Annotated in this window: 17 protein-coding genes and 2 pseudogenes; all 19 read right to left on the bottom strand. The window is 41.2% G+C overall.

Features of this window, described 5'->3' with window-relative positions; all coding sequences use genetic code 11:
- Positions 1 to 9: 9 nt before the first annotated feature.
- A complete protein-coding gene (gene rpsQ / locus HT687_RS03095; protein WP_000440801.1) occupies positions 10 to 270 on the bottom strand; it encodes a 30S ribosomal protein S17 in 261 nt (86 codons plus the stop codon).
- Between the two features lie 24 nt (positions 271 to 294).
- On the bottom strand, positions 295 to 501 hold the full coding sequence (gene rpmC, locus HT687_RS03090; protein WP_000772918.1) for a 50S ribosomal protein L29: 207 nt from the start codon (positions 499 to 501) through the stop codon (positions 295 to 297).
- 9 nt (positions 502 to 510) lie between these two features.
- A complete protein-coding gene (rplP, locus tag HT687_RS03085; RefSeq protein WP_000960946.1) occupies positions 511 to 924 on the bottom strand; it encodes a 50S ribosomal protein L16 in 414 nt (137 codons plus the stop codon).
- 3 nt (positions 925 to 927) lie between these two features.
- Positions 928 to 1,581 carry a 30S ribosomal protein S3 gene (gene rpsC, locus HT687_RS03080; RefSeq protein ID WP_000529936.1) on the bottom strand — a complete coding sequence of 218 codons (654 nt, stop codon included), beginning with the start codon at positions 1,579 to 1,581 and terminating at the stop codon, positions 928 to 930.
- A 12-nt stretch (positions 1,582 to 1,593) separates the two neighbouring features.
- A complete protein-coding gene (rplV, locus tag HT687_RS03075; RefSeq protein WP_000818137.1) occupies positions 1,594 to 1,938 on the bottom strand; it encodes a 50S ribosomal protein L22 in 345 nt (114 codons plus the stop codon).
- Positions 1,939 to 1,949: 11 nt separating this feature from the next.
- Positions 1,950 to 2,231: a 30S ribosomal protein S19 gene (gene rpsS / locus HT687_RS03070; protein WP_000533766.1), complete on the bottom strand. Its 282-nt coding sequence runs from the start codon at positions 2,229 to 2,231 to the stop codon at positions 1,950 to 1,952.
- Between the two features lie 103 nt (positions 2,232 to 2,334).
- Positions 2,335 to 3,168, bottom strand: coding sequence for a 50S ribosomal protein L2 (gene rplB / locus HT687_RS03065; RefSeq protein WP_000512910.1), 834 nt, complete (start codon positions 3,166 to 3,168; stop codon positions 2,335 to 2,337).
- 17 nt (positions 3,169 to 3,185) lie between these two features.
- Positions 3,186 to 3,482: a 50S ribosomal protein L23 gene (locus tag HT687_RS03060; protein WP_001055347.1), complete on the bottom strand. Its 297-nt coding sequence runs from the start codon at positions 3,480 to 3,482 to the stop codon at positions 3,186 to 3,188.
- Positions 3,482 to 4,105 carry a 50S ribosomal protein L4 gene (gene rplD / locus HT687_RS03055; RefSeq protein ID WP_000024554.1) on the bottom strand — a complete coding sequence of 208 codons (624 nt, stop codon included), beginning with the start codon at positions 4,103 to 4,105 and terminating at the stop codon, positions 3,482 to 3,484. The genes HT687_RS03060 and rplD overlap by 1 nt, the downstream gene beginning before the upstream one ends.
- Before the next feature lie 24 nt (positions 4,106 to 4,129).
- Positions 4,130 to 4,756 (bottom strand): 50S ribosomal protein L3, encoded by a 627-nt coding sequence (rplC, locus tag HT687_RS03050; RefSeq protein WP_000160203.1) that lies wholly within the window; start codon positions 4,754 to 4,756, stop codon positions 4,130 to 4,132.
- A gap of 216 nt (positions 4,757 to 4,972) precedes the next feature.
- Positions 4,973 to 5,281 carry a 30S ribosomal protein S10 gene (rpsJ, locus tag HT687_RS03045; protein WP_001284513.1) on the bottom strand — a complete coding sequence of 103 codons (309 nt, stop codon included), beginning with the start codon at positions 5,279 to 5,281 and terminating at the stop codon, positions 4,973 to 4,975.
- 253 nt (positions 5,282 to 5,534) lie between these two features.
- Entirely contained in the window at positions 5,535 to 6,152 is a 618-nt protein-coding gene (locus tag HT687_RS03040) for a phosphoribulokinase (protein WP_000725982.1), read from the bottom strand.
- The gene (gene nrdG, locus HT687_RS03035; protein WP_001064218.1) at positions 6,149 to 6,739 is read right to left on the bottom strand and encodes an anaerobic ribonucleoside-triphosphate reductase activating protein; all 591 of its coding nucleotides are present in this window, start codon (positions 6,737 to 6,739) and stop codon (positions 6,149 to 6,151) included. The genes HT687_RS03040 and nrdG overlap by 4 nt, the downstream gene beginning before the upstream one ends.
- Positions 6,732 to 7,239, bottom strand: a pseudogene (locus tag HT687_RS03030) (GNAT family N-acetyltransferase). The gene nrdG and the pseudogene HT687_RS03030 overlap by 8 nt, the downstream one beginning before the upstream one ends.
- 43 nt (positions 7,240 to 7,282) lie before the next feature.
- The gene (locus tag HT687_RS03025; RefSeq protein WP_000521618.1) at positions 7,283 to 7,423 is read right to left on the bottom strand and encodes a hypothetical protein; all 141 of its coding nucleotides are present in this window, start codon (positions 7,421 to 7,423) and stop codon (positions 7,283 to 7,285) included.
- A gap of 11 nt (positions 7,424 to 7,434) precedes the next feature.
- The gene (gene nrdD, locus HT687_RS03020) at positions 7,435 to 9,642 is read right to left on the bottom strand and encodes an anaerobic ribonucleoside-triphosphate reductase (RefSeq protein WP_023935579.1); all 2,208 of its coding nucleotides are present in this window, start codon (positions 9,640 to 9,642) and stop codon (positions 7,435 to 7,437) included.
- Between the two features lie 119 nt (positions 9,643 to 9,761).
- Positions 9,762 to 11,300 (bottom strand): damage-inducible protein CinA, encoded by a 1,539-nt coding sequence (locus tag HT687_RS03015; RefSeq protein WP_172924078.1) that lies wholly within the window; start codon positions 11,298 to 11,300, stop codon positions 9,762 to 9,764.
- A 254-nt stretch (positions 11,301 to 11,554) separates the two neighbouring features.
- Complete coding sequence (cls, locus tag HT687_RS03010; RefSeq protein ID WP_138707064.1) at positions 11,555 to 13,087, bottom strand: cardiolipin synthase; 1,533 nt, start codon at positions 13,085 to 13,087, stop codon at positions 11,555 to 11,557.
- Between the two features lie 145 nt (positions 13,088 to 13,232).
- Positions 13,233 to 13,697, bottom strand: a pseudogene (locus tag HT687_RS03005) (SP_0198 family lipoprotein).
- Between the last annotated feature and the right edge of the window lie 42 nt (positions 13,698 to 13,739).

The following is a 13,739-nucleotide window of genomic DNA, read 5'->3' as shown; positions in this document are numbered from 1 at the left end:
CAGGTTTGATTAGATGATGACCGCTTCTTCAACAACTTCTACAAGACGGAAACGTTTTGTAGCTGAAAGCGGGCGAGTTTCCATGATACGTACGATATCGCCTTCTTTGGCAACATTGTTTTCATCATGAGCTTTATATTTTTTAGAGTAGTTAATACGTTTACCATAGACTGGGTGGTTACGTTTTGTTTCAACTACAACTGTGATTGTCTTGTCCATTTTGTCAGATACAACACGTCCAACAAGAACTTTACGATTATTGCGTTCCATTGAAATTTCTCCTTCCCTAGTCTATTATTTCGCTTCAGATTGAACTGTTTTGATACGAGCGATTTGTTTTTTAACTTCTTTCAAGCGAGCTGTTTGTTCCAATTGACCAGTAGCAGCTTGGAAACGAAGTTCAAACAATTCTTTTTTCAATTCGTTTTCGCGCTTCGCGAGTTCTTCTTGAGAAAGACCACGAAGTTCTTTAACAAATTCTTTTACTTCATTAAGTTTCATGCCTTCTCCTTATTCTGCTTCACGTTTTACGAATTTACATTTAACTGGCAATTTGTGGCTAGCAAGTCGAAGCGCTTCACGTGCAATCTCTTCAGATACACCAGCGATTTCGAACATCACTTTACCACGTTTAACTGGTGCTACCCAACCTTCAGGTGCCCCTTTACCAGATCCCATACGCACACCGATAGCTTTAGCAGTGTATGATTTGTGTGGGAAGATTTTAATCCAAACTTTACCACCACGTTTCATGTAACGAGTCATGGCGATACGAGCAGCTTCGATTTGGCGGTTAGTGATCCAGTGGCTAGTTGTAGCTTGAAGACCGTATTCACCGAATGCTACTTCTTTTCCACCTTTTGCTTCACCGCGCATTTTTCCACGGAACTCACGACGGTGTTTAACACGTTTAGGTACTAACATTGGTTATTTACCTCCTTTAGTGTTTTTACGAGCTGGAAGAACTTCACCACGGTAGATCCATACTTTAACACCAAGTTTACCGTATGTAGTATCTGCTTCTTCCCAAGCGTAATCGATATCTGCACGAAGTGTGTGAAGCGGAACAGTTCCTTCAGAGTATCCTTCAGCACGGGCGATATCTGCACCGTTCAAACGACCTGATACTTGAGTTTTGATTCCTTTAGCTCCAGCACGCATTGCACGTTGGATTGCTTGTTTTTGTGCACGACGGAAAGCAACACGTTGCTCCAATTGACGAGCAATTCCTTCACCTACAAGGTGAGCATCCAAATCAGGTTGTTTGATTTCGATGATGTTGATGTGTACTTGTTTTCCAGTCAATTTGTTAAGTTTTGCACGGAGTGCATCAACGTTAGCACCACCTTTACCGATAACCATACCTGGTTTAGCAGTGTGAAGTGAAACGTTAACTTTGTTTACTGCGCGTTCGATTTCAATAGTTGAAACTGCTGCGTCAGCAAGTTCTTTTTGAACGAATTTACGGATTGCAAGATCTTCATGAAGGTAATCCGCGTATTCTTTTTCAGCATACCATTTGGCATCCCAATCACGGATGATGCCGACACGCATACCAATTGGATGTACTTTTTGACCCACGATTTTACCTCCTTATTTTTCTGCAACAGCTACAGTGATGTGAGCTGTACGTTTGTTGATTGGTGAAGCTGAACCTTTCGCACGTGGACGGAAACGTTTCATAGTTGGTCCTTCGTTTGCGAATGCTTCAGATACTACCAAATTAGCTTTATCCAAACCAAAGTTGTTTTCAGCGTTAGCTACAGCTGAGTTCAAAACTTTCAAGATGATTTCAGCAGCTTTGTTTGGAGTGAATGTCAAGATTGCGATTGCATCGGCTACGCTTTTACCACGGATGTTATCAAGAACAAGACGTGATTTACGAGGTGAAACACGTACTGTACGAGCCATTGCTTTAGCTGAAGTAATTTCTGCCATTTATGTTCTCCTTATTTTCTACGTGTTTTCTTGTCGTCTGCAGCGTGACCTTTGTAAGTACGAGTTGGTGCAAATTCACCAAGTTTGTGACCTACCATGTCTTCTTGGATGTAAACAGGTACGTGTTTACGTCCGTCATAAACTGCAATAGTGTAACCAATGAAACTTGGGAAGATCGTTGAACGACGTGACCAAGTTTTAATAACTTTTTTCTTTTCGTCGTTAGCTTGAGCTTCAACTTTTTTCATCAAATGCTCATCGACGAAAGGTCCTTTTTTAAGACTGCGTCCCATTTTTATATTTTCTCCTTTAAATGTTGTACCACAGCGGCTTGCGCTCACATGGAGCGCTACCGAGCTGGCGGATTTACTAGTTGCTTAAGCGACTAGTTTAATATTATTTCTCGTTGCGACGACGAACGATAAGTTTGTCAGATTTCGCTTTCTTATTACGAGTTTTAAGACCAAGAGCAGGTTTGCCCCATGGAGTAGATGGTGCTTTACGACCAACTGGTGCTTTACCTTCACCACCACCGTGTGGGTGATCGTTAGGGTTCATTACAGAACCACGAACTGTTGGGCGGATACCTTTCCAACGGCTACGTCCCGCTTTACCAAGGTTTACAAGTCCGTGTTGTTCGTTTCCGACAACACCAACTGTAGCACGGCAAGTTCCAAGAATCATACGAACTTCACCTGATTGAAGACGAACAAGAACGTATTTACCTTCTTGACCCAATACTTGAGCAGATGCTCCAGCAGCACGTACCAATTCACCACCACGACCTGGTTTCAATTCGATGTTGTGGATCAAAGTACCAACTGGGATGTTAGCAAGTGGAAGAGCGTTTCCGACTTTGATATCTGCTTCTGGACCTGAAACGATACGTTGACCTACTTCAAGACCTTTTGGAGCGATGATGTATGCTTTCACACCGTCAGTGTAGTGTACAAGAGCGATGTTTGCAGAACGGTTTGGATCGTACTCGATTGTTTTAACAACCGCTTCAACGTTGTCTTTGTTACGTTTGAAGTCAACCAAACGGTAGAAACGTTTGTGTCCACCACCTTGGTGACGAACAGTGATACGACCGTTGTTGTTACGACCAGCCTTGCTCTTCAATGCAACAAGCAATGATTTTTCAGGAGTGCTTGTTGTGATTTCAGCGAAATCCAAAGAAGTCATATTACGGCGACCGTTTGTTGTTGGTTTATAAACACGAATTCCCACGATATTTCCTCCTTAGATTATTCAGCTTCAGCAGCAAACAACTCGATTGCTTTTGAATCAGCTGTAAGTGTGATGATAGCTTTTTTAGTTTTGTTAGTAAAACCAGTGTAACGTCCAACACGTTTAGCTTTTGGTTTTACGTTGATTGTGTTAACATTAGCAACTTTAACACCTTCGAAAGCAGCTTCAACAGCTTGCTTAATCAAAAGTTTGTGTGCACGAGTGTCAACTTCAAATACATATTTTCCTGCTTCAAGTTGAGCCATTGAGCTTTCAGTGATGACAGGTTTTTTGATAACATCATACAAATTCATTATGCAAGAACCTCCTCGATTTTAGAGATAGCTGCTTGAGTAACAAGAAGTTTGTCACTATTTGCGATGTCAAGAACACTTGCAGTTGTAGCAGTCGCAACTTTCACGTTTGGAAGGTTACGAGCTGAAAGAGCTGCGAATTCGTTTCCTTCTTCAAGAATAACAAGGACTTTAGAATCGATGCTCAAAGCTGCAAGAACTTTTGCAAATTCAGCAGTTTTTGGAGCTGTAAATTCAAGAGAATCAACGGCTACAAATTTATTTTCAGCAACTTTTTCTGAGTAAACAGATTTAAGCGCAAGGCGACGAACTTTTTGAGGAAGTTTGTACGCATAGCTACGTGGAGTTGGTCCGAAGACGATTCCACCACCACGCCATTGTGGAGAGCGGATAGAACCTTGACGAGCACGTCCAGTTCCTTTTTGACGCCATGGTTTGCGTCCGCCACCTGAAACAGCTGAGCGGTTTTTAACTGCGTGAGTTCCTTGACGAAGGCTTGCGCGTTGGCTGATGATTACATCAAACACAACAGATTGGTTTGGTTCGATACCAAATACTGCATCGTTAAGAACAACTTCGCCCGCTTGTTTACCAGTTTGGTCGAATAATGTTACATTTGCCATTTTGACTGTATTCCCCTTTCCTTATTATTTACCAGCTTTAACTGCTGACTTGATAGTGATAAGAGATTTCTTAGCACCTGGTACGTTACCTTTGATAAGGATAACGTTCTTTTCTGGAACAACTTGTACAACTTCAAGGTTTTGAATTGTTACGCGGTCGCCACCCATACGTCCTGCAAGGTTTTTACCTTTAAATACGCGGTTAGGTGCAACAGGTCCCATAGAACCTGGACGACGGTGGTAACGAGAACCGTGAGCCATTGGTCCACGTGATTGTCCGTGGCGTTTGATAACACCTTGGAAACCTTTACCTTTAGAAGTACCAGTTACATCAACAACATCTCCAGCTGCGAATGTTTCAACTGTAATTTCAGCACCAACTTCCAAGCCTTCAACGTTTTTGAATTCACGAATGAAGCGCTTAGGAGCCGTGTTAGCTTTCGCTACATGTCCTTTAGCAGGTTTGTTGCTCAATACTTCGCGTTTGTCATCGAAACCAACTTGGATAGCGTTGTATCCGTCTGTTTCAACAGTTTTAACTTGAAGAACAACGTTTGGAGTTGCTTCAATAACTGTTACAGGGAGCAATTCGCCAGCTTCAGTGAAGATTTGAGTCATTCCCACTTTTTTCCCTAAGATTCCTTTTGTCATGAGAAAATAGTTCCTTTTCTATATTTTTTATTCAAAAAGTTTTTAACGAGCGTTTTTTATGCTCAGGTCTAAGATACAAAGGGCGTCAAACTCAAAGTGAAAATAGGAAACTGACGCAGTGTCTAGCAGACACTAGGAAGTTTATCTTTTTCACACCAAGTTTAGCCCGTGTCCAATTAGATTGAAACACCAGCCTCTGCTCTTTTATATTTTAGATTAAAGTTTGATTTCTACGTTTACACCACTTGGAAGATCCAATTTCATCAAAGCATCAACTGTTTTTTGAGTTGGGTTAACGATATCGATCAAACGTTTGTGTGTACGCATTTCAAATTGTTCGCGAGAGTCTTTATATTTGTGAGTCGCACGAATGATTGTGTAGAGGCTACGTTCAGTTGGAAGTGGGATTGGACCCGCAACTTGTGCACCTGTACGAGTAGCTGATTCTACGATTTTTGCAGCCGCTGTATCAAGCGTACGGTGTTCGTAAGCTTTCAAACGGATACGGATTTTTTTGTTTGCCATCTTTTTCTCCTTTTCGTCTATTTAAGATAATAGGCTAGCTCCACAAGAAAACCGACGCGGTGTTGCGTGGCAATGCAACCGAGCGTGTCGCAACCTCTTGCATCAAAGCTAAAGCTGTAATTTACAGCACCATAATAGAATAACACAAAGCCCCTGCGATTGCAAGGGATTTGTTGCTGTTTTTTCGTTTTTTTACGATGAAACTGTTTTCCTATTTTTTCTTTTTAAAATTAGGGATTTTCTTCCATATAAGTTAAGTCCTCTTGACATCAAATTTACCTTCTGATTGGTCCACTAGAATGTCCGCCCTTGACTCAGTTTCTTTATAGTATCGCAGATACTGCTCCCGTCTCATCTGATGGCTAGCCAATATAAAGGATGCATCGCGATTTCTCACAGTCGTATCTCTAGCTAGGCGCCGCCTTAATTCGGTCTCCTCATCCGTGTAGAAACAGATGGTTTTGTCAAAGAGTTCTTTGGGTAAAAAGCCAACAGACATCCCTTCGACAATCAGAATTGGCTTTGCTCCAGACAAGACCTCACTAGCCTTCCAAGGTTCTTCAATTGTTAAGACATCCATACCTGCCTGCATTGCGTGAATATCTCTCCGCAAACTCTCCAGTTCATGCGCCACTGGCAGACTGGCTGTCACCTTTTGATTCGGCGCGTCCTTGGGTACTACCAGATGGCGTCCTGAGGTGATATAAGGATCTGTCTCTAGCAAATTTACTGTAGTAGAATCTAAAGCTTGGTACAATTCCTGTGCAAAGGTTAATTTACCTGAAGCTCCATGACCGTATATTCCCAGTGTCCTGACTTTCCCCGTCTCGATCTCTGAGACTAGTTGGTCTACTAAGTCTTTTTTCTTCATTCTCTCTTCACCTGTTCATAGCTTTCTTTTCCGTCATTGAGCTTGTCCCAAATCACTACTTGCCCACTTTTGAGCGATTTTTGCACATCGATAATTCGTTGGTTAGACGAACCTCGAAACTGGAGCATAAGATTTCTCTTAGTTCGATCATATCTTCCATCGACAAGAAGGTCAATCAGTGACAAGAGTTCCAGTTTATCTGGAGTTTCCAACATCATTTCTTCCCAAGTGTAGCCGGTCCAGGACCAGATGTCCTTGTCTGGCAATTCCTTCCGAATCCGCTTAACAAGTGGCAAGAGAATCCCAGTATTAAGAAAAGGCTCCCCTCCCAGCAAAGTCAAACCTTGAACATAAGGTTGAGCAAGATCTGCCATAATCTGCTCTTCTAATTCTGCTGTATAGGGAATACCAGCATTAAAAGACCAAGTCGCAACATTATAACATCCCTCGCAGTGAAACATACAGCCTGATACATAGAGAGAGTTGCGCACGCCTTCGCCGTCCACAAAGTTAAAGGCCTTGTAGTCAATGATACGACCTTGACTAAGTTCCTCGCTTTTCCATTCTTGTGGTTTTGGATTATTCATTCGCTACCTCTATCCAATAACGCTCGACTCCATTGCGAGCATCCTCAAATATTCCACCATTTGCTAGAATGACTGCTCTGCTAGCAGGATTATTCACACTACAGGTCACCAGAGCTTTCTTGATGTTCTTTTCCTTAGCAACTTGCAAGCCCTGACGGAGAGTCTCTTTTGCATAACCTTTGCCTCTTTCTGATGGACGGATGGAGTAGCCAATGTGGCCAGCATAATTCAGTAACCCCTCATTCAGTCTCAATCGCAGATTCAAAAATCCTAGAGCACAACCTGATTCACCAAACAATACGAACTGTATCGATGGAACGCGATTTTCAGGTAGCCATATTCCCATTTCTTTATTACGGTTACCTTCTAGCCACTCCTCGTAAGAAAAATCCTCAACATCCCCAAAGCCCCTCATCATGGACTGATTGACTCTTTTCAAACTCTGCCATCATGTCTAAAACAGCTTCTCTATCTACTATTGTCGGTCTGCGTAATTCCATCCTTACCTCCCACTATGAGAAAAGCGAGAGCTGACTCTCACTTTTATTTCTTCTTATTCTTATTTAAAAATTGTTCTCTGAGGTTGAGCAAGCGTTCTTTCTTACCAGCTCCACCTTTAGAGTGTTTCTCGTGATAACGGGTCACTTGTGCACGCCCCTTATCATCTAATTGATATTTTCCCATTTCATTTCTTTCTAATTTGTTACTTGATGTCCAGCTATTTTAATCGTTGAGCCATTCATATGTTTGACACGCGCAGCGATTTCCTTGTGACGGCCGTTGACCATAGGTCTTGCTTGAGGATTACCTAGATAGCCACAAGTCCGTTTAACAACATCTACGGTTTTAGGGTCACTGTTGCCACAGTTAGGACAAGCAAAGCCCCTCTCAGTTGCTTCAAAATCCCCTTCAAAGTCACACTTGTAGCAACGGTCAATTGGTGTATTGGTCCCTAGATAACCTACACGATCATAAGCATAATCCCAGACAGCTTCCAAGGCTTTTGGATTTTGCTGGAGGACTGGATACTCACAGTAATGGATGAAACCACCTGACGCACCTGCTTCTGGATAGACTTTCTCAAAGTCTAATTTTTCAAACGGTGTTGGATTTTTACGAACATCGTAGTGGAAAGAATTGGTGTAGTATTCCTTATCTGTAATATCAGGAATAGAACCAAACTTCTCTGTATCTAGTCGGCAGAAACGGTCTATCAAACTTTCAGACGGTGTTGAGTAGATAGAGAAATGGTATCCATATTGGTCAGACCACTCTTCTACACGGCGTTTCATATCACGAATGATATCCAGCGTGAATTCCTTGGCTTCTGGATTGTGTTCCCAGCTATTTCCAAAGAAGACGGTAGCCACTTCGTACAAACCGATGTAACCCAGCGAAACGGTTGCGCGACGATTCTTAAAGAGCTGGTCAACACTTTCTTCTTTACCTAGACGATGGCCAAAAGCACCGTATTGATAAAGGATAGGAGCATTGGCTGGCGTCGCTTCTTTAGTGCGTTCGACACGGTAAACCAGAGCATCTTCAGCGATATTCATTCGCTCGTTGAAGATTTCCCAGAACTTATTCATGTCGCCCTCAGACTCAAGAGCAATACGAGGTAGGTTAACTGTCACAACACCAAGGTTCATGCGACCTGAATTGACTTCTACACCATTTTCATCCTTCCATCCTTGAAGGAAGGAGCGGCAACCCATAGGAACCTTGAAAGAACCTGTCAACTCGATAATCTTATCGTAAGACAAGACATCTGGGTACATCCGCTTGGTTGCACACTCAAGAGCCAACTGCTTAATGTCGTAGTTGGGAGTCCCTTCTTCTAAGTTGAGTCCTCTTTTAAGCGTGAAGATAAGTTTAGGGAAGATAGCTGTGCGGTGTTCTGAACCAAGTCCCTTGATTCGGATGTTCAAGATAGCTTTTTGAATTTCCCGCTCAAAACGATTGGTTCCTAGACCAAAACCGAGCGAAGTAAAAGGTGTTTGTCCATTTGAAGTGAAGAGGGTGTTGATTTCATACTCAAGAGATTGCATGGCATCGTAGATGTCCTTTTGCGTTTTCTTCCAAGCGTAATCTTCCCGTTTTTCAGGCAAGACCCACTCTTCTGCATCTTTGAGATGTTTTTGATAGTTCTTCTCTGCATAAGGCGCCAGGATTTCATCGATACGGTCAGCTGAACAGCCACCGTACTGGCTAGAAGCAACGTTGGCGATGATTTGAGAAATCTGTGCTGTCGCAGTCTGGATAGACTTGGGACTTTCTACCTCTGCATTTCCAATCTTAAAACCATTTTCCAACATCCCCTTGAAATCAATCAAACAGCAGTTGGTCATAGGGGTATAGGGACTGTAGTCCAAATCGTGATAGTGAATATCCCCCTTTTGGTGGGCATTGCCTACGTGCTTGGGAAGCATTTGCAGTCCGATTGATTTCCCAACAATGCCTGCTGTCAAATCACGCTGGGTATTAAAGACATCGCTGTCTTTATTGGCATTTTCATTGACAACTGCCTGATTTTTATTAAGAAGCTTATGAATACTAAAGTTGATATCTGTAGCTTTTGATCGCTCAAAATCCCTCTGCGTCCGATAAGTAATATACTCCTCAGCCAGCGCATATTCTTTGGCTTCAAGGAGTTCATGTTCTACGATATTTTGAATTTCATAAATCTTCACTCCCTTTGGAAAGCGACTATGAATTTCTGTGACAATTCGCTCGGTCAGAGCATTGAGGCGTTTTTCGACCAAGGGTGTCACATCCATAACCTTGTCTGCCGCCTTGTGGAGAGTCTTGTCAATCTTGTCCACATCAAATACAACACGTCTCCCATCTCGTTTCTCGACGAAGAGAGTTGGCAAAATTGTAATTTTTTCTTCTAGTGCAATCATATGCATGCTCTTTTCTAAAATGTTCTTTCTAAAAAGTATTATACCACTCTAAAAAGAAAAATCAATATCTTGTGTTAAAAATCCTAAAATTTTTAAAAATACACAAGATATTGATTTGGTTATTTGATTTTATAGACTTTAAACTCTGAGTAATCTGTCTTTACTGGTTGATAATTTTCTTTTAAGAGTGTTTCTACTTCAGACCAGACTGGCACCTTGTCATTTACCACAATCACCTTGGGTTGTTTTTCTTTCAAGTCATTGAGTAGCTTATTCCGGTTTTCCTCAGTTGCTGTATAGTGCACGGGAGACAAAATCACCGATGGCGACAAGCGCTCACTCTTACGATAAAGAGTCGCAGTATCATCCCATGCATAGATAGCATCTTCCGTATTTGTCTCCTCTTTTACCAAATCAGCAAGACGATTACGTTCTTGATAAGGTACCGGATAAAGGACTAACTTCATCAAAAAAGGAATAGACAAAAGATAGACAAGCCCTAAAACTGGCAGATATAGATTTCCTTTGAAGAAACGACTCCATAGACTAACTGGCGTTTCTCTTCGTCTTCGTCTAACACTACGCCCCCTCTGTTGACTCTTAATATTGGTTACCAATAAAAGTAGAAAAACAGGAAAGACGACCATCAAACAGGAAGCGTGCAGAGGCTCCTGTGAAAAGAAAAGTAAAATCAAACCTAAAATTGTCACAAGACTTGCAGGAACCGAAATGACGTATAGTTTAGAGGGTTTGGATTGAAAGAGACCTAAAAAGATACAAACCACAAATCCCAAACCAAGGGACAACAAGCCATAAAAAGCCATATTCTCTAAAATTTTAGAAGTGAAATCAAAGCGAATACTGTCAATGGGATAGCGAATACCACTAATAGCATCCCCAAAACTTCCTGTTGCAACACTATAGTAGGCAGTTGGATAAAAGATAAGTGAAAAACCTAAAGCCACTGCAAGAAACTGATAAAACCCATGCACAAAGCGTCTATGCCCAAGGTTAAAGACCAACAAGCCTAAACTCACTACAGCAATAAACAGGAGCGATGATAAGGGAGCAAAGAAAAATCCGCCTGCCAAAGCTAGCCCAATCCGTACAAATCCCTTATCATGGTTTGGATTACTTAGATAAGCCGCAACTAAACTAAAGGCTGCGAATAAGAAAGGAAGCGCTAAAAGAGTCGCATAGCCTCCACCAAAAGCAAGACCTGTAACTAGCATGTAAAAAATAGTCACCACTTGTCCAGCTTGGTCTCCTTGATTTGTCAAGGTGTCCGCTGATCTAAAAAGGAAAAATCCGCCTGCTACCAAGGCTAACCACTCAAAGATGGCAAAGAAAAATCCGCCCTGACTCACGTAAGTCAGCAAATAATAAAGTAAACCTTGACTTCCATAATAGTCGCTGTAAATTTTCCCTGCCTGATGAAGCGCCCAACCTGCATAAAAATCCTGCACTTCTTGTGCACTCATTAAATCGAGTAATAGCGGTACTCCTAGAGTTATTCCTGTTACAAGCGTACTCCATAGTAAAATTTTCACCAAAGGAAGACGACTTGATTCACGATGATGCAATTCTTGTTCGATTTGGTATTCTAGAGGTTCACGATTCTCCTGATGAACTTCTTCTACTCTACCATACACACTCATATCGTTTCTCCTATTCAATTTATCTGTCTTAGTATATCAAAAAGTCCTAGGATTGTCAGCTTGCGATGGGTGTTTGAGTGATTTTTTGCATAGTTTCACAAAGGTTTCAATTTCTCGAAAGCGGTGTAACTGTGTCTGTTTAAATGATATGATATAATCCAATTCTTTCTGGGTCAGCATCTTTCCTCCTACATCTTCTTATTCGTAAAAGACAAGAAAAATAGGACTGGTTTGTGTCCTCAGTCCTAGATTTCTTATAAGATAGGGGCGAATAACTGGGCAATTTCTTTTACAAGCTTTTGATACCAGCTCGTTTTGATAGAATGAGGATAGACTTCCTGAGAATCTGCAAATATATTTTGAAAATCTCGGGCGATTTCCATTATAGAAGGAGTTTTATAGAGTAAGACTGCATTTTCATAATGGTGTACCAAGCTTCGGTAGTCGAGATTGATTGTCCCCACCACCGCAAAATCTTCGTCTACCAACATCTGCTTACTATGAATAAAACCTGGACTATACTCATAAATTCGAACACCAGCAGAAAGAAGGTCTGGATAAGCGCCTCTTGTGACTAACTGAATGAACTTCTTATCTGGTATGTAAGGAGTGACAATCCGAACATCGACCCCTCTCATAGCAGCATTTTTGATTGTCTCCGTTAAATCATAATCTATGATCAAATAAGGTGTCGTAATATAGACCGATTCCGTTGCTTGATTGATCAAACTCTGATAAACCTTTTTCCCTACCTGCGTTCGAAAAATTGGCTTGGGTCCACTTCCGTATGGAATGGTTAAACCGTCACTTGGGATAGAATGATTTTCTAAATGATATTGATCAAAATCACTAATCTCTCCTCGATTGATGTACCAAGTGGTTAAAAACAAGCGTGTCAGGGCTTTTACTGCTAGTCCGTCCAAGCGAATTCCACTATCCTTCCAATAACCAAATCTCTCGACGTGGTTAATGTACTCATCTGCCAGATTGACCCCACCAGTATAGGCTATCTGACCATCAACAATCAATATTTTTCTATGATCTCTGTTATTATAGGCCACTGTCAAACGAGGAATAACTTTATTGAATTTATGGGCCTCGATGCCCAGCTGACGAAGTCGATGTGCATAATCTCCTGTTAAAGTAGCCATACAGCCGATATCATCATAGAGCAGTTTAACCTCAACTCCTTGAGCGACCTTTTGCTCTAGTATATCTAGTATGCGATTCCACATCAAACCTTCTTCTATAATGTAATATTCCAAGAAAATAAATTTTTCAGCCTTTTTAAGATCTTCTACCATCTTTTTCCACATAGCTTCTCCGTTAGGAAAAAATGTAGAGGCAGTTTGATCATAGACATCGGCATTGGTATCCATACTCAATAAGGACTTGATGACGCCATAAGCTGCCTTATCACTTTCTTTTAATTCCTCTTTTAGTAGCTGGCTATTTGCTTCTTGGAAATGCATGGAGCCTAGCTTCTTCAGTTGTTTGATTTCTTTTTTGGACAATCGCCTTTCACCAAACATCAGATAGAGCAAGGGGCCAAATACTGGCACAAAGGCTACTAACAACCAGGTTACCTTATTCTCAGGAGTCGTATTACGGTTGACTATCGAAATGATTGTAATGATACTCAGTAGAATGAGGACAGTAATCCATAAAATGGGAGCCATACGTCCTAAATAAAGAAAGAGACCAAAAACCAGACAAAGTTCAAGTAGCATAATCGAAAGACTAAAGCCATACTTGGACATCAATAATTGAAATTTCCTATATTTCATATCCCCTCCTTGATATTTTGAATGCTAAAAACAAGTAATTGATACTAGTATAACTCAGCTATTCGACAGAAGGCAAGTATTTATGATTATTTTCTAGGTAAAAGTAAAAAGGATGAAAAATCCAGCCTTTTCTACTTGCATAGTCTTATTTAGTTAAAACGATTTGGTCCGATGGGTCTCTATCCATATCATCTACGATGATTTGATTACCGTTTACAGTGTAAATTTTGACATCATCACCAATAATCATGCGTTGATTTGCTGCATCAAATGTGACCTGTTTGACTTTCTGATCCCCGTCAGATTCGAGCTCAGTCCATGTACCAGTCGTTCCAGTGACCACTAAAGTAATACGGTCTCCGTCATCTTGGCCTGTATAAGTCCCATCAATATCAGTCGGTTGAGCCTCAGGTGCATTTTATGAAGAACTTGTTGCTACCTGGTTTGTATTTTCTGTAGACGATGAAGCAGCAGGTTGTGATTGCTGAGTTTGTTATATTTGTGCTTGAGCTGCTGGTTGTTGAATCTGTTGAGCTCTTTGTGAACAAGCTACTACGAGACTAAGACTTGCTAGAGAAGCAAGAGAAAGTGTGAATCTTTTTAATTTCATGATGGATTTCCTTTCTACTACCAATTTAGAGAAATTTTCTCT

This window comes from Streptococcus sp. 1449 (genome assembly GCF_013276805.1).
GTDB lineage: Bacteria > Bacillota > Bacilli > Lactobacillales > Streptococcaceae > Streptococcus > Streptococcus pseudopneumoniae.
The sequence above is the reverse complement of the archived record's forward strand: the minus strand, read 5'-3'. Positions and strand labels throughout refer to the sequence as shown.